The organism is Paenibacillus sp. NPDC093718, assembly GCF_050279985.1.
GTDB lineage: Bacteria > Bacillota > Bacilli > Paenibacillales > Paenibacillaceae > Paenibacillus_AQ.
Genome location: NZ_JBNNUS010000002.1, coordinates 877516 through 900303, shown reverse-complemented (window position 1 = coordinate 900303; position 22788 = coordinate 877516). Strand labels below are relative to the sequence as shown.

Below are 22788 nucleotides of genomic sequence, written 5' to 3'. Positions count from 1 at the left end.
ACCGAAAATCTCAGTCTCATCATTTATGGGATATCTAAAGGGGAAAAGTTCGTTGATGATCTTCGAGAAGCATGCACAACTAAAATATAAATACGGGAATCGAAAATTTTGGGCAGAAGGATATTACGTAAGTACAGTGGGTTTAAATGAAGCAACTGTAGCGAAGTACATTCGTGAACAAGAGGCACATGATCAAGCCGTGGATAAACTGAGTGTAAAAGAGTACGAAGATCCGTTCAACAGCAACAAGAACAAGAAAAAATAAACCAGTTTAACTGGTAAGTGAAAGTGGCAAAAACACTGAGCCTGAACGGATTTGTGGTCAGGCTAGCGTCTTTAGGCGCAGTTTGGCAACAGGGGGTTATACCCCAAGAGCAAACCACCCGTTGGACGGGTGGTCATGATTGACCCCGGATGGTTACCGATATCTCCTGAAGAATGAGCACACGGAAGCAAAGATGCGGTTTGCATTTTTTCCTTGAGAACCTTCTTCGATAGATTTTTTTGAAAATGGTTGAATCTCTTTGGAATATCTATTAAAGTGCGCGCATATTCATAATCTGAAAGAGTAGTGCGGGCAGAGCCGGTTGCCCACATCATGAGGCATACGAAAACGTCTGAAGGCGCGTTGCATGAAGACAAACCGGGCTCCAGCGGTAGTTTTTCTTTACGGTATTCGATGGCGGTGTTTAGTTGGTATAGGCCTATTCGATATCTTAAAAAAAACTGGACGGACTTTAAGGGGCAACCGTCATATTTTTGAACCCGGTACATATGATGTTACTAGTCCAAATGCATGTACGAGTTACGCCGCTTTGCCGTTTCCATCAAAACTCATGGAATACCGGCGGCGGGATGCTGGCGACATTGTAAAGGCTGCTCATCTGTTGCAATGGCTTTGGCTATGAGTGGAACACGAAGCGGATGCTCTTAAAGCATTTTTCCTTCGGAGTAATTTGAGGAGGGGATCTCTTTTGGAAAAAGTGGACATTTTTAAGGACATTGCCGAACGGACCGGAGGGGACATTTACTTAGGTGTTGTCGGTGCCGTCCGTACGGGAAAATCAACCTTCATCAAGCGGTTTATGGAGACGGTTGTTCTCCCGAACATTACGAATGAGGCGGATCGAGTAAGAGCTGTCGATGAGCTGCCTCAAAGTGCTGCTGGGAAAACGATCATGACAACCGAGCCGAAATTCGTGCCGAACAACGCGGTACAGATCAAAGTTACGGAAGGTCTTGAGGTCAACGTCAGACTGGTGGATTGTGTAGGCTATGCTGTTGAAGGCGCTAAGGGCTACGAGGATGAGAATGGTCCGAGAATGATCTCGACGCCATGGTTCGAAGAGCCGATTCCGTTCCAGGAAGCGGCTGAAATCGGAACCCGCAAAGTCATTCAGGAGCACTCCACGCTTGGCGTCGTTGTCACCACAGACGGAAGCATTGCGGAAATTCCGCGCAGCTCTTATGTCGAGGCAGAGGAGCGCGTCATCGAGGAACTGAAGGAAGTCGGCAAGCCATTCGTGGTAGTCATTAACTCGACGCGTCCACGCAGCGAAGAAGCGCTTCAGCTGCGCAATGAGCTGGCAGAGAAATACGACATTCCGGTGATGACACTGAGTGCAGCCACGATGACCGAAGATGATGTAACCGGCGTTCTTCGTGAAGTATTGTATGAGTTCCCAGTGCATGAAGTGAACGTTAATCTTCCTAGCTGGGTTATGGTGCTTAACGAGAACCACTGGCTGCGCAGCAACTATGAGAACTCGGTCAGAGATACCGTGAAAGATATCCGCCGTCTGCGTGACGTGGATCGGGTGGTCAGCCAGTTCATGGAGTATGACTTCATCAACCATGCCGGACTTAGCGGCATGAATATGGGTCAGGGCGTTGCCGAGATCGATCTCTTTGCACCTGACGAACTGTATGACCGGATCTTGATGGAGGTTGTGGGTGTCGAGATTCGCGGTAAAGATCATTTGCTGCAGCTGATGCAGGAGTTCTCCCATGCCAAACGGGAATACGACCGCTTCGCAGAAGCGCTTGAAATGGTTAAAACGACAGGTTACGGTATTGCTGCTCCTTCCCTGGCTGAGATGGCGCTGGATGAGCCTGAGCTTATCCGTCAAGGCACTCGCTTCGGGGTAAGATTGAAAGCGACCGCGCCTTCCATCCATATGATTCGGGTCGACGTGGAATCCGAGTTCTCGCCGATTATCGGCACAGAGAAGCAGAGCGAAGAGCTTGTGCGCTATCTGATGCAGGATTTCGAGAACGATCCGATCAAGATTTGGGAATCCGATATATTCGGACGCTCGCTGCACTCGATCGTCCGTGAAGGAATTCAAGGCAAAATCGCAATGATGCCTGATAATGCGAGATATAAATTGCAAGAAACTTTGGGGCGGATCATCAACGAAGGTTCCGGCGGTTTGATCGCGATCATTCTTTAAGTGAGTATCGCCAAGGTGTTGAATACGCAGTCGCTAACGGGTCTAAAGTCCCGATTAGCGGCTGTTTTTCGTGTTTTCTTTGGCTCATCAAAGCAAAACGCTTGAAATTATGAGATGGCTGTATTACTATAAATTTGTTCCGCGTCATGCATTCTAAACGCGAGATAGGGGTAAAATACCCGATTGCACGTATAATTTGCGGTAAAACGGAAACAGTGAATAGCAAGTGGAGCACATTCCTTGTTAGGGAGGTGAAAGAATGAATAAATCGGATCTGATTACACAAGTAGCTGAATCTACTGAGCTTTCCAAGAAGGATGCAACTAAAGCGGTTGATGCCGTTTTCGATGCAATCTCCGAAGCGTTGCAAAGTGGAGACAAAGTCCAGCTGGTCGGCTTTGGCAACTTCGAGGTTCGCGAGCGTTCCGCACGGAAAGGCCGCAACCCGCAAACAGGTGAAGAAATCGAAATCCCTGCGAGCAAAATTCCTGCATTTAAACCTGGTAAAGCGCTCAAAGACGGAATCAAATAAAGATTTCTACATATTACCTAAGAGCACAGGTCGTGAATTCGTTCACGGCCTTTTCTTTTAGCTTACGGTGAGGAGGTCTGAAAAATGGAGAACGTTCAAAACGGGGATTATTTTATTGTCAAAGCACTGGACCATGGCGTGCAGGTGATCGGCCTTACCCGCGGTCAGGACACCCGGTTTCATCATACCGAGAAGCTGGACAAAGGCGAGGTCATCATCGCCCAGTTCACGGATCATACGTCTGCGGTGAAAATACGCGGCAAAGCAGAGGTCATGACCAAGCACGGGAAGATTGAATCCGGTATCTGAATAGAATTACCATCTTGGCAAAGCCCCACCAAATTGGTGGGCTTTTTGATCTCGCTCCAAAAGTAACATTCGTCACTTTTGCAAACTCGTTTGTCAAGTACAATTCCAACAGACCGCGGCCATGAAATCCTTTAATCTGAAATCAGATCAATTGGATAAAGGATGATGGTCATGGGAATCCGAGCTTTTTTTAAACTGGTGGAAATTCAGACTAAGGTAGCCAGCATGATTCCGTTCCTGTTCGGAACTTTGTATGCATTGTTTCGTTTTCAGCAGTTCGATGGGTATCATTTTGCCCTGATGCTGGCAGCATTGCTGTCGTTTGATATGGCAACGACGGCGATCAATAACTATTACGACTATAAAAAAGCAATTAAAAAGAACGGGTTCGGTTACGAGCAGCACAATGCCATTGTACGTTATAACCTTAAGGAGTCTGCGGTCGTGTCCGTCATCATCGTACTGCTATTGACAGCCGTTGGTGCAGGAATCGCGCTGTTCTTATCTACGGGCTGGTTAATCCTGCTGCTGGGGGGATTGTCTTTTGCCGTAGGGATATTATATTCGTTCGGACCGATTCCGATCTCGCGGATGCCGCTAGGCGAGCTGTTCTCCGGATTGTTTATGGGATTTGTCATTCTATTTATTTCGGCATGGATCCATGTGGAGGGGGGCCATCTGGCGGTTCTGGACCTCCAGGACGGCGTTCTGTCCCTTCAGGTGAACCTTCCTGAGGTATTGCTGCTGCTGGTGGTATCACTGCCGGCCATTCTTGGGATTGCCAACATCATGCTGGCCAACAACATCTGCGACATGGATGAGGATATGGAGAACAAGCGGTATACGCTGCCCGTGTATATAGGATTCAGGCCATCTCTAAAGCTGTTCCGAATTCTGTACTGCCTTGCTTATCTGGATCTGGTGGCTCTTCTCCTGATGAAGGTGCACCCCGTGTTAATTCTTCTGGTGTTCGCCACCCTAGTCCCGGTATATAAAAAAAGCGCCCTATTCACCGCCCATCCTTCCAAAGAGAAAACATTTGTGATCGCGGTGCAAAATTTTGTCCTCATGAATCTGGCGAGGATCGCCGCGCTGGGAGTAGCAGTGGCATGGACTTCTCGATCGTTCTTCTAAACCGAATCGGCTCGTTTTACTTGAAGCAGGCATAGCCTGCTTTTTTTCTTTATACAATGAGGTATGGACTCATGAGGAGCGGAAGAAACTAGGAATAGAGGAGGTTTAGGACATGAAGCACTGGCAATCCGTACGAGCCGTACTCCTGCCCGCGGCGATTGCATTTATCATGCTCGCACTGTTAATGGGGCTTCAATCGCAAGCCCGTTATAAGGTCGGCGCTGTGGCAGCGGCGATTCCCTATCACAGTCGGGAGTTAAGCGATGCCGGACTCGTGGACTCCCTTATGAATCTTCCTCTTCATCTGAAAATAAGCCGGGCAGATTATGAAGACGGAGCCCTGACGCTGGATATCAAATTAAGCGACCCCCCGGAAACGGCCGCCGAGGTGTATGAGGATATCGCCAGCATTATGTCATTTACGTTCGAAGGAACGGATAATGTGCAGCAGTTGTATCTAAGAGTGGTAGCCATCGATCGCTGGGGAGGGAAGCGGTATATGCTGCTGGCTTCGAACATGAACAAGGATGCCTGGGACTTACGCAATGCAGAAGCTCTAACCCAGCTTGAGAACGGCGAGGTTCCGCCATCCATTGCGGCCGCTCTTAACCTAACATTTACGAATCTTTGGCTAAAGCAGTTCAGCAGCCCATGAAAGGGGTAAAATAGTAGATGACAGGGCATGTACGTGCCTTGAACATGTGTTATAATAGATTGGATTGTGGGCTCAATTGGACAAAAGAACATCAAGTGCACGGAGGCTGAGAATGAAACCGTATCGCGTACCAGAACTGGCAGAGAAATATTTAAATTATGATATGATTCAGAACCACACGGAACTTCCGAATTTTCCGGATGCCCGTGTTCATTTGCTATACATATTTTTAAAGGATTCGGGACGAAATCTTGCCGGACATGAAGAATTGTACGCACTGGTTACCTCACTGGTTCAGGTGGGACTCGATACGCATGAGAGCATCGACGTTATGGAGGGCAATCAAGGAGAGGCGATGATGCGATCCCGGCAGTTAAAAGTGCTTGCAGGGGATTATTTCAGCAGCCGTTTTTATCAACTCCTTGCCTTAAAGGGCGAAATTGCTGTCATCTCGCTTCTTAGCAAGGCTGTCAGCGATGTTAACGTGATGAAGATGAGATTATACGGCAAAATGAAAAAAACGCTGCTTCCTTCTGAAGAATATCTAAGGCTAACGGTACAGCTGAATATGCAGCTGTTTCTTTCTTTTACTCCGCTGCTTGAGGTGTCCGTACAAGAAACATGGGAGAAGCTGCTCAAGGAAATTACGGAATGTGAGACGCTTGTGCAGGAGATGGAACGCTGTGCGACGCCTGAAGTCGGCAGATGTGGTTACGTGTACTGGCATCTGATCGAGTCAGGGAGTGACGAGGAACGAAAGATGCTGGTTGGCAAGAAAACGGATATGAAGGACTGGAGGAAGCTGATCCTGAAGCACAAGGTTTCGGAGAAGCTGCTGGACAAGCTGCGCGAGTCCGTAAATGCCGTTCAACTGCTGCTGGCAAACCGTGTAGGAGAGAGCCCGTACGCCGGTATGCTGGACCCGTTCCTGAAACGGCTAAGCACGTACCGGTCCGTCGTAAGTGAAGGGTAGGGGGATGCTGTGGATAATCAAACAACCAAGTTAGACATGAGTAAGCATGACGGCAAAAATCCGAAAGAGCAATACGTCCATTCCGTCTTTGAAAGCATTTCGGGAAAATATGATATTATGAATGATATTCTCAGCTTTCGAAGACATAAAGCTTGGCGCAAGTTTACGATGAAGAAGATGAACATGCGCCATGGCGATACGGCCATCGATCTATGCTGCGGTACTTGCGACTGGACGATTAGTATGGCACAGGCAAGTGAATCCGGACACATAGTTGGACTCGATTTCAGTGAGGGGATGCTGAATGTCGGCCGGGGGAAGGTTGCCAAACATGGGCTGGACCAACAGGTAGAGCTGGTACAGGGAAACGCCATGAGCCTGCCGTTCGAAGACAATCAGTTCGACTACGCAACGATCGGTTTCGGTCTGCGCAATGTGCCGGATTACATGCAGGTTCTGCATGAAATGAAACGCGTGGTTAAGCCTGGGGGGATGGTTGTATGTTTGGAACTGTCCAAGCCGACTTGGCAGCCGTTCAAAGGCATTTATTATTTCTACTTTCAACAAGTGCTGCCTCGGATGGGGAAACTGGTAGCCAAGCGTTACGAGCAGTATAAGTGGCTGCCGGAATCGCTGGCATTGTTCCCAGGACGAGAGGAGCTTGCCGAAGCTTTCTGTCAGACCGGACTTCAACAGGTTCAGGCCTATCCCTTGACTGGTGGCATAGCAGCCTTGCATATTGGGATCAAGGAGAATCTGGATGTTTAAGAAAATAGGAACTTATCTTGAAATGATTAAAGTGGAGCATACACTGTTTGCTCTGCCTTTCGCTTTTATGGGGGCGATTCTAGGATCGGCCGTCGTGTTTGACCAACTACCATCCTGGGGAGATATCGGGTGGATCTTTCTTGCCATGTTCGGTGCACGCAGCGCTGCGTTCGGATTGAATCGGCTCACGGACCAGCATATCGATGCCAAGAACCCCCGCACCGCAAATCGCGCCATTCCGGCAGGCCTGCTAAAACCGCTGGAAGTTATCTTATTCATTATTCTGTCTTTCGCGGTGTTTTTCTGGGCCACTTACATGCTGGATCCGTTTGCATTCCGTTTGCTGCCTATCGCTATTTTTATGCTTATTATTTATTCATATACCAAACGGTTTACTTGGCTTTGCCATCTGGTGCTCGGGCTTACAACAGCGTTGGCTCCGCTCGGCGGATGGGTTGCGGTAACCGGTCAAATTGACTGGAAGGCTATTGTGTTCTATATCGCGCTTGCGTTCTGGACGGCGGGATTTGATATTGTTTACGCTTGCCAGGATGAGAAGTTTGATGCAAGAGAAAAGCTGTACTCGATTCCTTCCCGGTTCGGTTTGCATAAAGCGTTATGGTTCGCGCGCGGTTTTCACGTAGTAACGGCTATTGGCTTTATCATTCTTTTCTTTGTCACACCGGTTGGCTGGTGGTATCTGATCGGCATGGTCATCGCCTGCGGAATTTTGTTCTATCAGCATTACATCTTGTCGCCAAACGATATGAGCCGTCTGCAAACCGCCTTTTTTACGATGAACAGTACACTGAGCATCATTCTGTTTGTATTCACTCTGATTGATTTGGTGGTGCGGTATATCTGATGAAATCCTTGCGCAAAAAAAGCTGGGTTGTGGGGATAACGGGAGCCAGCGGCAGCATATACGGAGTTCGCCTTACGGAGAGCCTGCTCTCGCTGGGCTATGATGTGCAATTGATCATTTCCAATGCGGGCTGGCGTGTTCTGAAGGAGGAAATGGGCTTTCAGGCAGGCAACCGCGAAGAAGTGCTGGCCGAGAAATTCGGCGGATACGAGGGGGGTGTCATCTACCATCCGATCTCGGACATCGGGGCAACGATAGCCAGTGGATCTTACCTTGTCGAAGGCATGATTATCATGCCATGCTCCATGGGGACTTTATCCTCGGTGGCGCACGGCTCTTCCGACAATCTGATGGGACGCGCCGCGGATGTGATGATGAAAGAAGGCCGTCCTCTGGTGCTGGTTCCGAGAGAAACGCCTCTGCATGCGATTCACCTGGAGAACATGTTGGCGCTGGCCAAGCTTGGCGTCAAAATCATCCCCGCGATGCCGGCGTTCTATTACGGACCGAAGACCATTGATGATATCGTGAATTTTCTGGTCGGCAAGGTATTGGACAGCTTGCGCATTGAACATCAATTGTATACGAGATGGGGAGAATAGCAGGCCGGGCCGCATCCAAGGGGTTTGCGGCTGTTGTCATGACGACTTAACGAACCTGTGCTACGATTTTGACGAACGACAACAAAGAAGGGTTACGCTTATATTTCAAGTTCGTGGATGAACTTGGCCTGCTAAGATCGCAAGGTAGTGCCGGAGTTATGGAATGAGAATCTAAGCATACGGGTGAAAAGATGAAACGATTTGACATATTCGGAACATTAAAAAAAGATATGGACGTTATCGAGAAGGAACTCTATCTCAGCGTCGAAGGCGACAGCCCCGAACTGACCGAGACTTCCTTGCATCTGCTTCGAGCAGGAGGCAAGCGACTCCGTCCTGTTTTTGTGCTGATGGGCGGTAAGTTCGGCGACTATGACATTGACAAGCTGAAGCATGTGGCCGTGCCGCTCGAGATGATTCACAGCGCATCGCTCGTTCATGATGACGTGATTGATGATGCGGACACGCGGCGAGGTAAGCCAACGGTAAAGGCGAAATGGGACAACCGGATTGCCATGTATACCGGCGACTATATATACGGCAAGGCGCTGGAGTTGACGACCCACCTGAAGCAGCCAGAGATTCATCAAATTCTCGCCAAGGCTATGGTCGAGATGTCCATCGGGGAAATGGAGCAGATTCGTGATTTCTTTAATACCGATCAGGACGTCAGAAGGTACCTTCTGCGTATTCGCCGCAAGACGTCGCTCTTGATTGCCGTCAGCTGCCAGCTCGGAGCACTGGCCGCGGATGCGGACCGCAAGGTCGCAAACAGCCTGTATCGATTCGGATATAACGTCGGCATGGCCTTTCAGATTCAGGACGATCTTCTGGATCTGTGCGGGACGGAGAAGCAGATTGGCAAACCGCCGGGGAGCGATATGAGGCAGGGGAATATTACGCTTCCCGTTATATTCGCCCTCGAAGATCGCATACGGAGGGAGCCGCTGCTGCAAGAGCTGGATCGGATTCATGCACTGAATGGCCAGTGTGATGTGACTGACGCCGTGAAGCTTGTAACCTCAAGCGATGGTATATCGAGATCTGAGGCGTTGGCTGATCGGTATATCCGTAAAGCATTGGCCGCATTGGATACTTTGCCTGACATCAAGACCAAAAAACAGCTTAGAGATATCGCAAATTTTATTACAAAGCGGTCATATTAGCCTTAACCATGAGGTTGCTTTCTGTTAAAATACGGGTACAAACATGTAACATCACCTGAGCATGGAATGATTGTTCAATATCCTAGAATGAGGGGAAGCGTGATGAGGCCAATGGAACGTACTTTTTTAATGATTAAACCGGATGGTGTACAGCGTGGGCTGATCGGCCGAATCGTCGGCCGTTTGGAGGATAAAGGATTCAAGCTGGTTGCAGGCAAGTTCCTGCAGATTTCAGACGAGCAGGCCAAGCGCCATTATGCGGAACATGAAGGCAAAGATTTTTTTGAGAACCTGGTTAGGTTTATAACATCCGGACCGGTGTTTGCGATGGTTTGGGAAGGGGACGACATCATTGCTTTGTCCCGCCAAGTGATTGGCAAAACGAATGTGAAGGATGCGCTGCCCGGGACGATCCGAGGGGATTTTTCAGCTCATACGCCGCACAATCTGATTCATGGATCGGATTCACCGGAGAGCGCGCAACGTGAAATTGCCAATTTCTTTGAAGCGAAGGAACTGGTTGAATATAACAAGACGCTGTCCCCTTGGCTGTAAGCTAAGGAAAGCGGAATAATCTGATTAAACAGGATGATACGATGACGGAACATGAACCTGTGCTGGATGATCCGGATTATATCGGCTTTGTTCGCAGCATCGAACGAAGCACGGGGATCAATCTCGCAGATTATAAAGAGGCGCAGATGAAGCGAAGGCTGACAACGCTGCGTTTGAAGAAGGGTTTTGAAACCTTTTCGGCCTTCTACGACGCGATGATGAAGGACAAGCCATTATTTCATGAGTTTTTAGACCGAATGACAATTAACGTCTCGGAGTTTTGGCGCAATCCCAACCGGTGGGAAGTTCTCCGTGACAAAATATTGCCGGAGATATCCCGGCAGAATCCCGGGGTATTGAAAATATGGAGCGCCGCCTGCTCCACGGGTGAGGAGCCTTATACGCTTGCCATGATACTGTTCGAAAAGAAGATGCTGAGCCGTGCGCGCATCGTGGCAACAGATATTGATGACGGCGCATTACATAAAGCGAAGGAGGGCCTATATGTCGAGAGGTCATTAAAGGATGTGCCTCCGGATGTAGCCGCCCGCTATTTTAAGGAAGAAGGTTCGGTGTATCGCTTCAGTGAGCATTTGAAGAAGGAAGTAACCTTTCATAAGCAGAATCTGCTGACGGACCGCTTTGAGACTGGATATGATCTGATTGTTTGCCGAAACGTGATGATTTATTTCACGGAAGGGGCCAAGCATAAGCTGTACCAGAAGTTTGCCTCAAGCCTGAAGCCAGGCGGATTCTTGTTTGTGGGCAGTACGGAACAGATCTTTAATCCGGGACAATATGGCCTGGAGAGCAACGAGACCTTTTTCTACCGTAAAATTCAATAGAGACAGCTAATCATAACGCATAAGCGCTTTTCAATCCGGAGGATGAGAGGCGCTTTTGCTTGTCTTGCGGCATTCTTGTCAAAGCGTTGGACCTATACTATAATGAGCAGAAGATATTTACGGAGTTTAGCGGTTTAACGCTTAAAAGTTTAAAGGGGGAAAAGCATCATGAGCTTACGCTTTTTAACTGCCGGGGAAACGCACGGTCCTCAGCTGACAACCATAATCGAAGGACTTCCAAGCAATTTGGAGCTTGATTTCGAAGCATTGAACTTTCAGCTTCATCGGAGACAGAAGGGATATGGCCGGGGACGCCGCATGCAGATCGAGAAGGATACTGCTCAAATCCTTGGGGGCGTGCGTCACGGGTATACAACCGGTGCGCCCATCGCGTTGGTCGTACAGAATAATGACTGGAAGCATTGGCAGAACATTATGAACGTGGAGCCGATTGAGGGCAACGACGAGGTAAAAAGACGGGTACACCGTCCAAGACCGGGACATGCCGACTTAAACGGCGGTTTGAAGTACAATTTGAAGGATCTGCGTAACGTGCTGGAACGCTCCAGTGCCCGTGAAACCACGGTTCGCGTAGCGGTTGGTGCTATCGCGAGGCAATTCCTGGCACAATTCGGCGTCAAAGTGGCAGGCCAGGTCATCCGGATTGGCGAGATCGAAGCTCCCCCGCACAATCTCACGATGGATGAGCTGATCGAGCGTACGGAAGCCTCCTCGGTTCGCGTGGTGGACGAAGAGACAGAGAAGAAAATGGAAGCCTACATAGACCAGATCAAAAAAGAAGGCGACTCCATCGGCGGCATCGTGGAATGCATCATCGAAGGCGTGCCGGTCGGTTTGGGAAGCCATGTCCAATATGACCGCAAGCTGGATGGCCGCATCGCACAGGGCGTGATGTCGATTAATGCCTTTAAGGGCGTTGAGGTCGGAATCGGATTTGAAGCAGGCCAATTGCCCGGTTCCCAGGTGCATGACGAGATTATGTACAGTGAAGAGCGCGGATACCACCGTGCAACCAATCGCCTGGGCGGATTTGAAGGCGGGATGACCAACGGCATGCCGATCGTCGTTCGCGGCGTCATGAAGCCGATTCCGACGCTGTACAAGCCGCTTCAAAGCGTGGATATTGATACAAGGGAAGCTTTCACGGCTCAGGTTGAACGCTCGGATGCCTGTGCGGTTCCGGCCGCCAGCGTTGTCATGGAGCATGTTGTGACCTGGGAGGTAGCGAAGGCTTTTCTTGAGAAGTTTGGCGGTGATTCGATGGAAGAAATTCATGCGAATTACCAGAACTACCTGAAGCAGCTGGAGAACTACTAATATGAGAACACTTCAGGTGGAACTAGGAGAGCGTTCATATCCGATTTATATCGGAGCTGGCATTTTGGATACCATCGGTGAGCTGAGCGCGAAGCATGGAATTACTCGCAAGAGCCCGCATTTGATTGTAACGGATGATAAAGTAGCGCCTCATTATTTGTCTCGAGTGGAGGAGCAGTTAAAATCAGAAGGATACACGGTAATTTCCCATATTGTCCCTTCCGGTGAATCCTCCAAATCGCTTCAAGTCTATGAAGAGGTAATGACTACAGCAATCAACGGCAAGCTGGATCGCAGCTCGGCAGTATTTGCGCTGGGTGGAGGCGTTGTTGGTGATTTGGCCGGATTCGTCGCGGCAACGTATATGCGCGGCGTGACGTTTGTTCAGATCCCGACCACCATCCTGGCTCATGACAGCAGCGTTGGCGGCAAGGTGGCGGTCAACCATCCGTTAGCCAAAAATATGATCGGCGCGTTCCATCAGCCCGTTATGGTGGTTTACGATGTGAACACGCTGATGTCATTGCCTCCGCGCGAGGTATCTTCTGGTCTTGCGGAAATGGTGAAGCATGGTTTGATCCTGGACCGTGATTTTGCCTATTGGTGCCGGGAGAACGGGCAAAAGCTGCTGAGCCTGGATCCTGATACGTTGATATATGGCCTGGAGCGCGGCTGCGCGATCAAGGCGAACGTCGTATCCCAGGATGAGCGGGAAGGCGGTTTGCGTGCCATCCTTAATCTGGGGCATACCATCGGTCATGCCATTGAAGCCGTTGGCGGCTACGGACGCTTCTTGCACGGCGAGGCAATTGCCATCGGAATGGCGGGCTCGGCCCGCCTTGCCGAAAAGCTTGGCAGACCTGCGGATCTGCACCATGAGACGGTGAGCATGCTGAAGGCGGTGAATCTGCCGGTAACCTTGCCGGGTGACGTCTCGGTTGAGCGAATTATGGACGCTATGCAGCATGATAAAAAGTTTGCCGAGGGAAATATGGTATTTATCGTACCGGAATCCATCGGCTCCGTCAGCATCGTTAAGGATGTACCGGTAGAAGCTGTTCGATCCGTGGTTGAACAGTTGAAGGGAGAGGGATAGTTCATGATGAATCGGGGAATCCGGGGTGCGACAACCGTCACCCGCAACGATGAGCAGGAGATTGTACAGGAAACGCTGAGGCTGCTTGAAGAGATGGTGAGACGCAACGAGCTCCAGCCGGAGTATATCAGCAATATATGGATTACGATGACACAGGATCTGGACGCGACGTTTCCGGCCAAAGCGATACGCCAGCTGGAAGGCTGGGATCTTGTCCCTTTGATGTGTTCGGTTGAAATACCGGTTCAAGGCAGTCTGCCGCGCTGCATCCGATTTATGGTTCAAGTCAATACGGATAAAAGCCAGAGCGAGATCAAGCATGTGTATTTGAATGAAGCCAAGCGGCTGCGGCCGGATTTATCAGGCTCCAACGCCTGATGAGAAATTTAGGGTTGCAGTAACACGGCTTCATCCTGTATAGTGAAATCAGAATAGCTGAGTAGAGTTAGGTTTTACAGATGAGTTGAGTTGAGAAGAGCTGAGGCATTTTAGGCAATAACATAATCGGGATTAAGGGTGAACTTGATTTCATGATGAATAGTACAGCATGTTCGCACGGATGGTTACAGTCCTATTTCTTGTATCCGTCATTTGGAACAATAGCGGCTGTAGTTCGTCGTTGAATGGGTTCGAAATCCTTGACCGCGCTCTTTTTTCATAGACTTATTCTGAACGTTAACCTCTACTTCGGTAGAGGTTTTTTTGTTGTATACCATCAATTAAGGAGGGATTGACATGGCGAATCCATCAATGGAGCAAGTGGTGGCTATGGCAGGTGAATATAACCTGATTCCGGTAGCGATCAGACTGTTAGCCGACATGGAAACCCCGATTCGCATTTTTCAACGATATGCGGAACGGAAGCGGGCATTTTTACTTGAAAGCGTTGAGGGCGGAGTACAGTGGGCACGGTATTCGTTTATCGGAACAGACCCCTTCTTAATGATTACGGGTAAAAAAGGAAAGATCGAAATTGAAAGGAACGGAGAGCGTTCCCTGCTGAAAGGAAAGCCTGTCGAGGAGTTAAAGGCGCTGCTGCGAACGTACCGCAGCCCGCAGCTGAAGGAGATGCCTCCTTTTACCGGAGGGGCTATCGGATTTTTCGGATATGACCTTCTCCAATATTATGAGAAGCTTCCGGCACATGCGATGGACGATCTCGGAATGGATGATATCCGGTTCATGTTTTGCGATCAAGTCATTGTCTTCGACCATGTGAAGCAGCAGATCATGCTGGTTGGCAACGTACACGTGAAGCCGGGGGATTCGGACGAAGCTATCCGGCAAAGCTATCGGGATGTATGCCGTACCTTGGAAGCCGCAGCCGAGCAGCTGCAAGAACAGGGACCGCGGGAGAACGTGAACTCCAAAGGCATTCCGGCGGATGTTGATATGGGCGACATTAAATCCAATATGACAAAAGAGAAGTACCTCTCCAATGTGGAGCAAGCGAAGGAATACATTCGTGCTGGTGACATTTTTCAGGTGGTATTGTCCCAGCGCTTCCATATTGAGACCGAAGTATCGCCGCTTCACGTCTACCGGGTGCTGAGAACGCTGAATCCTTCGCCGTATATGTATTATCTCAAAATGGACGACGACATTATCGTAGGAACCTCCCCGGAAGCCCTGGTGAAGGTGGATGGACGAAGATTGGAAACAAGACCGATTGCAGGCACAAGACCTAGAGGCAGTGATGAGGCCGAAGACCAGGCGCTGGCTGATGATCTGCTGCAGGACGAGAAGGAACGCGCCGAGCATTTGATGCTGGTGGATCTGGGTCGCAATGACTTGGGCCGTGTGTCAGAGTTCGGCACGGTGAAGTGCGACACGTTCATGGAGATTGAAAAATACTCCCACGTGATGCATATGGTATCCAGCGTTTCCGGTCAGCTGAGTGAGGATAAGGATTTCTTTGATGCTTTTCTGTCCTGCTTGCCGGCAGGAACGGTATCCGGTGCTCCGAAACTAAGGGCCATGGAAATCATTGCCGAGTTGGAGCGGGAGGCCAGAGGCGCGTATGCGGGGGCCATCTGTTATCTGGGCTTTGGCGGTAATATGGATTCCTGCATTACGATCCGTACGATCATTTTTCGTCAGGGCAAAGCTTATGTTCAGGCGGGGGCAGGCATCGTATGGGACTCGGTACCGGAGAAGGAATATGAAGAAACCGTCAACAAAGCTAAAGGGATGCTGAAGGCGATCCGCGTCGCGGAAGCGATGTTCCCGTCCAGCGCGGGTGCTAACGATTTAATTAATCAGGATTACCTGTACCAATACACACCTTAAACCGAAGGAGGAGAACGTAATGAACGTCATGGAAACGATGCAATCCAGCCTTACGAAGTTGATTCAAGGTCAAGATCTGAGCCGGGAGGAAGCGCGCGGGGTCATGCAGTCCATTATGGAAGGCCAGGCAACCCATTCTCAAATCGGGGCGCTGCTTACTGCCTTGAGAATGAAGGGGGAGACAGTCGATGAGATCACCGGCTTCGCCGAGGCGATGCGTGGTGCGGGCGGGCGCGTCGTTACCGAGCGAAACCAGCTGCTGGATACATGCGGCACCGGAGGATCCGGGATTCATAAGTTTAACATTTCTACCGTATCTGCCATTATTTCCTCCTCGGTTTCGGTCAGAGTGGCCAAACACGGCAACCGCTCGGCATCGGGACGGGCGGGCAGCGCCGATGTGCTGGAGGCACTGGGCGTCAATATTCACTTGACGGCAGAGCAAGCCACAGCCTGTTTGAATGACATCGGAATCTGTTTCCTGTTTGCCCAGATCTATCATCCGTCGATGAAATATGCGGCTGCTCCTCGCAAAGAGCTCGGAGTTCGAACCGTATTTAACATGCTGGGGCCTTTGACAAACCCGGCAGGCGCAGATCGGCAGATGCTCGGGATTTACGATATGAACAAAACGGAAACCATCGCGCAGGTGCTCAAAGAGCTTGGCTTGAAGCGGGCTATGGTGGTAACCAGCCATGACGGTTTGGATGAAATCAGCATCTCTGCGCCTACGCGAGTATCCGAGCTCCGCGGCGGAGAAGTCCGAACTTATGATATTCATCCGCATGATCTGGGACTGTCGGTTCATCCGATGAGCGATATTCTGGGCGGCGATGCAAAAGAGAACGCAGCCATCATCGGATCGGTGCTGCGTGGTGAGCGCAGTGCTTACCGGGATATCGTGCTTGCCAATGCCGGTGCCTGCATCTATGTGTCGGGGCTTGCGGATAGTTTGGCCGAAGGTGTGCAGCGCGCAGCGGGAGCCATCGATTCAGGGCTGGCTCAGTCCAAGCTGGAGCAGCTGATCTCAAGAACGGGGGAAATGAGTTATGTATCTTGATCGAATAGTAGAAACGAAGCGCAGAGAGGTTGCTCGGCTGCGAGATACATTCAGCATCTCGGAAGCGGAGAGGCAAATAGCGGATTTACCGCCGACTCTCGGTTTTGAGAAGGCGTTGTCCACGGGGCGTAAACGCAGCATGGGGTTAATCGCGGAGGTGAAGAAGGCTTCGCCGTCCAAAGGGTTGATTCGTCCGGACTTTGACCCGGTTATGATCGCCAAGGCTTATGAGGCAGCCGATGCCGATTGCCTATCCGTGCTGACCGACAAGGACTATTTTCAGGGTAGTGGAGAGTATTTGAAGGCGGTAAGGTCGGCAGTCAATATTCCTCTGCTGCGCAAGGATTTTATTATTGACGAGACTCAGATTTACGAAGCGCGGCTGTTAGGTGCGGACGCGGTTCTCTTGATAGCGAGCATACTGGAGCCGCGACGGATCGCGGAGTTTATAGACATCGCCGGCTCTATTGGCTTGGACTGCTTGATTGAGGTTCATGATGGGCAGGAGCTGGAATCGGTTCTTGAGCTGGGAACGGCGCAGCTAATCGGGATTAACAACCGCAATCTTCGGACCTTTGAAACCTCGCTGCAGACAACGGCCGATATCGCAGCACAAGTTCCGCAGGGAGTTACGTTGATCAGCGAGAGCGGAATATCAGGCCCCGCCGATATTTCCTACTTGCATTATGTTGGGGCACATGGTGTTCTGGTCGGGGAGCATTTCATGCGCCAGCAGGACGTGTTCCGCGCGGTAAACGATCTGATGGGACCCTTACCGATCGCTGCAGACATAGAATAAAGGGGATATTGGATGATGAGTACGGCGCTAAAAATATGTGGACTTCAAAGCGTTGAAGTGCTAAAATCTATGATAAACTTACCTGTGGATTATATCGGATTTGTATTTGCCAAGAGCCGGCGGAGGGTATCTCCGCAGCAGGCTTCGCAGTTGATGCAAGTATTGCGGGAATGGGATCATGGCAAGATTCCCGCTGCTGTCGGCGTCTTGGTTAACCCTGATTTGAATGAGCTGGAAGAGCTTCTACGAGAAGCAGCGCTCGACGTCGTGCAGCTGCATGGTCAGGAATCGCCGCAATTTTGCCGGGAAGTGAAGAAGCGCTTCCCGGTTTCCGTTTTTAAGGCGATATCGATCGAGAGTGGCCGCCCGGAGTCGGAACGTCTGTCAGCACTGGATCCGTATGCGGGCGGCATCGACGGATTGCTGATCGACACGTACGATCCGGTGTATGGCGGAGGTTCTGGCAAGACATTTGCCTGGGAACTCATCCCGCCTTACCAGAAGTGGGCGAAACAGCAAGGGATCCCCTTGTTTGTAGCCGGCGGATTGGATTCGGATAATGTATCGCAACTAATAGGTCAATACGCTCCGTACGGCGTGGATGTATCCAGCGGTGTTGAGAGCGAGCCTGGCGTGAAGGACATAAACAAAGTGATGGCATTTGTAGAAAGGGTGAAGGAGAAATGACACAACTTCCTGACCGTAATGGACGTTTCGGGGTGTTTGGTGGCCGGTTCGTACCGGAAACACTCATGAACGCTTTAATAGAGCTTGAACAAGAGTATAACCGCTTCTCGGAGGATCCTGCCTTCAAAGAGGAGATTGCTTATTTGCTTAAACAGTATTCCGGACGGGAAACGCCGTTATATTATGCCGAACGACTCAGCAAACACCTCGGCAAGGCTAAAATTTATCTCAAGCGTGAGGACTTGAACCATACAGGCGCACACAAAATCAACAACGCCATTGCTCAAGGCGTGTTAGCCAAACGCATGGGCAAAGGCAAGGTCATTGCCGAAACGGGCGCCGGGCAGCATGGTGTTGCCACTGCAACCGTAGCCGCTCTGCTCGGTCTCGAATGCAAGGTGTTCATGGGCGAAGAGGATACCAAGCGGCAGCAGTTGAATGTATTCCGCATGAAAATGCTCGGAGCCGAAGTGATTCCGGTGACGTCGGGAAGCCGAACGCTAAAAGATGCCGGCAACGAGGCGCTTCGCTATTGGGTCAGCAACGTAGAGGATACTTTCTATGTGCTTGGCTCCGCAGTAGGTCCGCATCCGTATCCGATGATGGTGCGGAACTTCCAGCGGATCATCGGTGACGAGACCCGCAAACAGATTCTGGAGACGGAAGGAAGACTTCCAAACGTGATTCTTGCACCAATCGGGGGAGGAAGCAATGCGATCGGCATGTTCTACCCGTTCCTGGAAGATAAGGAGGTCGGTTTGATTGGTGTCGAAGCGGCCGGCAAAGGAGTAGATACCGATTTTCATGCGGCTACCATGTCCAAGGGGACCCAGGGCGTATTTCAGGGATCGATGAGTTATTTGCTTCAGGATGAGTATGGACAGGTTCAGGAGGCGCATTCCATTTCTGCCGGCCTTGATTATCCCGGCGTTGGGCCTGAGCATTCCTACTTAAAAGATATTGAGCGTGTGCAGTATGTGCCTATAACTGACCAAGAGGCATTGGATGCCTTGCAGCTGCTTTGCCGCACGGAAGGCATTATTCCAGCCCTGGAATCCGCGCATGCCGTAGCGCAAGCCGTAAAAATGGCGTCCGCGTGGACCGAAGACGATATCGTCGTCATTAATTTGTCCGGTCGCGGTGATAAGGACGTGGAGTCCATCATGGCTTACACGGGAGGAATAACCGAATGAACCGAATAGACCAGACCTTTGCGTCGTTAAAACAGCAAAACAAGACGGCCCTGATTCCTTATCTGACCGTTGGGGATCCGGACGTAAAGTCGACGCTGGATATCCTTCATGAGCTTGAAATTGCAGGGGCCGATATTATCGAACTCGGCGTTCCTTATTCGGATCCCCTCGCCGATGGCCCGGTCATCCAGCGTGCTTCCGAGCGCGCCCTGAAGAGCAAGGTGACCATTCGCACCTGCATGGAGACCGCGCGCCTGGCAAGAGAACGGGGGAGCAAGCTGCCGTTCATTCTGTTCACCTATTACAATCCGGTTCTGCAGACCGGACTGGGTGTTTTCTTCGAAGAAGTGGTAAGGCATGATATCAGCGGGCTGATCATTCCGGATCTGCCGGTGGAAGAATCCGAAGAGGTTCGGAAACGGGCTCATGCCGCGGGCGTTCACCTGATTCCGCTGGTGGCACCTACCTCCCATGAACGGATTGCGAGCATCGCTTCGGAAGCGACCGGTTTTGTGTATTGCGTATCCTCGCTCGGCGTAACAGGCGAGCGCACCGATTTTTATTCGGGAGTGGAGTCATTCCTTGAAACGGTGAAGCAGTACAGCAATGTGCCTATCGCGATTGGTTTTGGCATTTCGTCCGGCGAACAGGTTGCCAGATTCTCGAAAATCTGCGACGGCGTCGTTGTTGGCAGTGCCATAGTGCGTCAGATCGAGTCTACTATTCCCCTCCTTGAGAAGGAAGAGACGAGACAGCAGGGACTTTTGCAAATCAGAGAGTTTGTGGCACAATTAAAGGGATAATGTTGTGTTTAAGCAGTTATGAAAGGTGAGGCGAATGACGAATGAAACCGAAAGCGCAAATTGTTAATCTTCCTGTATATCAACCCGGGAAGCCCATCGAAGAAGTTAAAAAAGAACTTGGCCTGGATGTGGTCATTAAGCTGGCCTCCAACGAGAATCCGTATGGCTGCTCGCCGCGCGCAACCGAAGCAATTGCCGCTGAGCTGGCAACGCTCAGCCTGTATCCGGATGGAAGTTCAGCCGATTTAACGGCGGAGCTTGCTGATCAGCTTGGTATTAAACGCAATCAGATTATTTTCGGATGCGGATCCGATGAAATCATCGCTCTCATTATTCGTGCGTTCCTGGAGCCGGGAGACGAAACCATTATGGCCGATCAGACCTTCTCGGTGTATAAAACGAATGCAGATATTGAAGGTGCGACAAGCATTGAGGTGCCTCTGGTTAACGGGAAGCATGATCTGCCGGGCATGGCAAAAACCGTTACGGACAAAACCAAAATCATTTGGGTGTGTAATCCGAATAATCCGACGGGAACCATCGTTTCCGAGAGCGAGCTGGTATCTTTCCTGGATGAAATCCCTGCTCACGTGATGGTTGTGCTTGATGAAGCTTATTATGAATATGTAACGGACGCTTCGTATCCGGCCAGCATCAAGTTAATGGAACGTTATCCGAATCTGGTCATCCTGCGCACCTTCTCCAAAATATACGGCCTAGCTGCCCTTCGCATCGGCTACGGTATCGGGCAACCTGAGGTTATCTCCTTGATAAACCGAGTGCGTGAGCCGTTTAATACAGGACGCCTGGCCCAAGTGGCCGCGAAGGCCGCCTTGAAAGATCAGGAGTTCGTAGCTAAATGCCGTCAATTGAATGCCGAGGGAATCACTTATGTGCAGCGGGAGTTTGATCGTCTTGGATTATCCTATTTTCCTGCGAACGGGAACTTCATTATGGTGGATGTGAAGAGACCTGGCACCGAAGTGTTCAAATCCCTGCTGAGCAAAGGCATCATCGTACGTCCGGGTTTTGAGGTTTACCCGAACTACATTCGCGTAACCGTTGGCTCCGAGGAACAAAACAAGGCTTTCATCGGCGCATTGGAACAAGTGCTCCAAGAAGTGAATGCTCCAGCTTAATCTAATGACATAACAATAATCGCAGCTTGAAACGAGTGAGAGAGAGAACATGACCATGCAAATTTCTATTTTCGGCGTCGGCTTGATCGGCGGTTCGTTAGCATTAAACTTCAAAGGAAAACCAGGCATAACCGTTACCGGTTATGCCCACACACAGGAATATGCCGACCAGGTAATCGCCAAGGGAGTTGTCGATAAGGTTACGCTTTCGGTCGAAGAAGCTGCCCAGGATGCGGACGTCATATTTTTGTGCGTTCCGGTAGGAAGTCTCGAGATGTACATAAAACGTCTGAGTGAATTGCGGCTTAAACCCGGATGCATTATAACGGATGTAGGCAGTACCAAAGCGAGTATTGCCGAATGCGCATCCCAACTTGCGCTTAAGGATGCCTATTTTATCGGAGGACATCCGATGGCCGGCTCGGAAAGATCCGGTGTCGGGGCTGCCTCGACCGTCTTATTCGAGAATGCATATTATGTGCTTACTCCGCCGGATGATGTCCCTCAGGAGAAGCTGGACGTCCTTGTAGAGCTTCTGTCGTATACGCGTGCTCACATTGTAAAGGTGGAGCCAAGGCTGCACGATGAGATTGTTGGAGCTATCAGTCATCTGCCTCATGTGATCGCAGTGGCTTTGGTGAACCAGATCAGCTCCTACAACAACGATAATCCGTTGTACCGTACGCTGGCTGCAGGGGGCTTCCGGGATATTACCCGTATCGCGTCCAGCGACCCGGTCGTTTGGCGGGATATTCTATTAAATAATCGCAATGTCATGCTGCCGCTGTTACGAGACTGGAACGAAGGAATCCAGCGGTTTATGGACATGCTGGAGTCGAGAGACGGGGCTGCTATTGAGGAGGCTTTCCGCAGAGCGGGGGAATTCCGCAGCGTGCTGCCAGAGCGACGGAAGGGAATGATCGTTCCCCAATATGATTTGTATCTGGACGTGCCTGACCATCCGGGTATCATTGGCCGCATAGCGACGGATTTAGGGACGAACAGCATCAACCTCAGCAACATGCAGATTATCGAGAGTCGGGAAGATGTGCCTGGCGTGATGAGGCTTTCCTTCCGCAATGAAATCGAACAGGAGCGGGCGAAAGAGCTTCTGCTGTCGCAAGGACACTCGGTGTACCAGTAATTTTCCGGTTGTTTTTAAACAACCGGAAATAAATGCGTTTTCAGTGTTGACAAAATGAAAACGTATACATATAATAAAAGTACAGTATGGTTTCTCTCCACTCCTATCCAAAATATTGCACTGTGTGCAACCGCCTTCAATGTTGAAGGCGGATTTTTTTTGTCTTTTTTCCTATCCGTGGCAAACCTACTGCCATTAACCTGAACATTTCTCCAATATGTGCTATAATGCTAGAGTGCTAGTGTAGAAGATTTGGGGAAATTGCCAAATACATAGAATAGTCAGACATCTTGAGGCGTAACTATATATGGTTTGACGGTACTTTTGCACAAATCCTTGATCATTACATCCCAGGGAGATGTAAAGGACAGGGAAGAGGCACC

Annotated in this window: 24 protein-coding genes; all 24 read left to right on the top strand. The window is 50.3% G+C overall.

What is annotated here, in order from left to right:
- Positions 1-265, top strand: a 265-nt coding sequence (tnpA, locus tag ACQKPA_RS09915; RefSeq protein ID WP_427491672.1) for an IS200/IS605 family transposase, incomplete at its 5' end; no start/stop codon positions are given.
- Positions 266-974: 709 nt separating this feature from the next.
- A complete protein-coding gene (gene spoIVA / locus ACQKPA_RS09910; protein WP_071223935.1) occupies positions 975-2453 on the top strand; it encodes a stage IV sporulation protein A in 1479 nt (492 codons plus the stop codon).
- A 259-nt stretch (positions 2454-2712) separates the two neighbouring features.
- Positions 2713-2985 carry an HU family DNA-binding protein gene (locus tag ACQKPA_RS09905; protein WP_006209463.1) on the top strand — a complete coding sequence of 91 codons (273 nt, stop codon included), beginning with the start codon at positions 2713-2715 and terminating at the stop codon, positions 2983-2985.
- An 84-nt stretch (positions 2986-3069) separates the two neighbouring features.
- Positions 3070-3294 (top strand): trp RNA-binding attenuation protein MtrB, encoded by a 225-nt coding sequence (gene mtrB, locus ACQKPA_RS09900; protein ID WP_071223937.1) that lies wholly within the window; start codon positions 3070-3072, stop codon positions 3292-3294.
- 171 nt (positions 3295-3465) lie between these two features.
- The gene (locus tag ACQKPA_RS09895; RefSeq protein WP_427491669.1) at positions 3466-4428 is read left to right on the top strand and encodes a 1,4-dihydroxy-2-naphthoate polyprenyltransferase; all 963 of its coding nucleotides are present in this window, start codon (positions 3466-3468) and stop codon (positions 4426-4428) included.
- Positions 4429-4540: 112 nt separating this feature from the next.
- Positions 4541-5083, top strand: coding sequence for a hypothetical protein (locus tag ACQKPA_RS09890; protein ID WP_427491667.1), 543 nt, complete (start codon positions 4541-4543; stop codon positions 5081-5083).
- A gap of 112 nt (positions 5084-5195) precedes the next feature.
- Positions 5196-6056 (top strand): heptaprenyl diphosphate synthase component 1, encoded by an 861-nt coding sequence (locus ACQKPA_RS09885; protein ID WP_427491665.1) that lies wholly within the window; start codon positions 5196-5198, stop codon positions 6054-6056.
- Between the two features lie 36 nt (positions 6057-6092).
- A complete protein-coding gene (locus ACQKPA_RS09880) occupies positions 6093-6824 on the top strand; it encodes a demethylmenaquinone methyltransferase (RefSeq protein ID WP_427491739.1) in 732 nt (243 codons plus the stop codon).
- Complete coding sequence (locus ACQKPA_RS09875) at positions 6817-7689, top strand: UbiA-like polyprenyltransferase (protein WP_427491663.1); 873 nt, start codon at positions 6817-6819, stop codon at positions 7687-7689. The genes ACQKPA_RS09880 and ACQKPA_RS09875 overlap by 8 nt, the downstream gene beginning before the upstream one ends.
- Positions 7689-8291: a UbiX family flavin prenyltransferase gene (locus tag ACQKPA_RS09870; protein WP_427491661.1), complete on the top strand. Its 603-nt coding sequence runs from the start codon at positions 7689-7691 to the stop codon at positions 8289-8291. Before ACQKPA_RS09875 ends, ACQKPA_RS09870 begins: the two co-directional genes overlap by 1 nt.
- A gap of 191 nt (positions 8292-8482) precedes the next feature.
- Positions 8483-9457, top strand: coding sequence for a polyprenyl synthetase family protein (locus tag ACQKPA_RS09865; RefSeq protein ID WP_427491659.1), 975 nt, complete (start codon positions 8483-8485; stop codon positions 9455-9457).
- 111 nt (positions 9458-9568) lie between these two features.
- Positions 9569-10012 (top strand): nucleoside-diphosphate kinase, encoded by a 444-nt coding sequence (gene ndk / locus ACQKPA_RS09860; protein WP_071218428.1) that lies wholly within the window; start codon positions 9569-9571, stop codon positions 10010-10012.
- A gap of 41 nt (positions 10013-10053) precedes the next feature.
- Entirely contained in the window at positions 10054-10857 is an 804-nt protein-coding gene (locus ACQKPA_RS09855; RefSeq protein ID WP_427491657.1) for a CheR family methyltransferase, read from the top strand.
- A 168-nt stretch (positions 10858-11025) separates the two neighbouring features.
- A complete protein-coding gene (aroC, locus tag ACQKPA_RS09850) occupies positions 11026-12195 on the top strand; it encodes a chorismate synthase (RefSeq protein WP_427491655.1) in 1170 nt (389 codons plus the stop codon).
- A gap of 1 nt (position 12196) precedes the next feature.
- Positions 12197-13291 carry a 3-dehydroquinate synthase gene (aroB, locus tag ACQKPA_RS09845; RefSeq protein ID WP_427491653.1) on the top strand — a complete coding sequence of 365 codons (1095 nt, stop codon included), beginning with the start codon at positions 12197-12199 and terminating at the stop codon, positions 13289-13291.
- A gap of 3 nt (positions 13292-13294) precedes the next feature.
- Positions 13295-13669, top strand: coding sequence for a chorismate mutase (gene aroH, locus ACQKPA_RS09840; RefSeq protein WP_009595253.1), 375 nt, complete (start codon positions 13295-13297; stop codon positions 13667-13669).
- Between the two features lie 357 nt (positions 13670-14026).
- Positions 14027-15580 (top strand): anthranilate synthase component I, encoded by a 1554-nt coding sequence (gene trpE / locus ACQKPA_RS09835; RefSeq protein ID WP_427491651.1) that lies wholly within the window; start codon positions 14027-14029, stop codon positions 15578-15580.
- A gap of 19 nt (positions 15581-15599) precedes the next feature.
- A complete protein-coding gene (gene trpD / locus ACQKPA_RS09830; RefSeq protein WP_427491649.1) occupies positions 15600-16640 on the top strand; it encodes an anthranilate phosphoribosyltransferase in 1041 nt (346 codons plus the stop codon).
- On the top strand, positions 16630-17439 hold the full coding sequence (gene trpC / locus ACQKPA_RS09825; protein WP_427491647.1) for an indole-3-glycerol phosphate synthase TrpC: 810 nt from the start codon (positions 16630-16632) through the stop codon (positions 17437-17439). Before trpD ends, trpC begins: the two co-directional genes overlap by 11 nt.
- A 12-nt stretch (positions 17440-17451) precedes the next feature.
- Entirely contained in the window at positions 17452-18126 is a 675-nt protein-coding gene (locus ACQKPA_RS09820; RefSeq protein WP_427491645.1) for a phosphoribosylanthranilate isomerase, read from the top strand.
- Complete coding sequence (gene trpB, locus ACQKPA_RS09815; protein WP_427491643.1) at positions 18123-19319, top strand: tryptophan synthase subunit beta; 1197 nt, start codon at positions 18123-18125, stop codon at positions 19317-19319. Before ACQKPA_RS09820 ends, trpB begins: the two co-directional genes overlap by 4 nt.
- Entirely contained in the window at positions 19316-20122 is an 807-nt protein-coding gene (gene trpA, locus ACQKPA_RS09810; RefSeq protein ID WP_427491642.1) for a tryptophan synthase subunit alpha, read from the top strand. Before trpB ends, trpA begins: the two co-directional genes overlap by 4 nt.
- A gap of 41 nt (positions 20123-20163) precedes the next feature.
- Positions 20164-21261, top strand: a complete 1098-nt coding sequence (gene hisC, locus ACQKPA_RS09805; protein WP_427491640.1) for a histidinol-phosphate transaminase — start codon at positions 20164-20166, stop codon at positions 21259-21261.
- A 55-nt stretch (positions 21262-21316) separates the two neighbouring features.
- Positions 21317-22405 carry a prephenate dehydrogenase gene (locus ACQKPA_RS09800; protein ID WP_427491737.1) on the top strand — a complete coding sequence of 363 codons (1089 nt, stop codon included), beginning with the start codon at positions 21317-21319 and terminating at the stop codon, positions 22403-22405.
- The last annotated feature ends 383 nt before the right edge of the window (positions 22406-22788 follow it).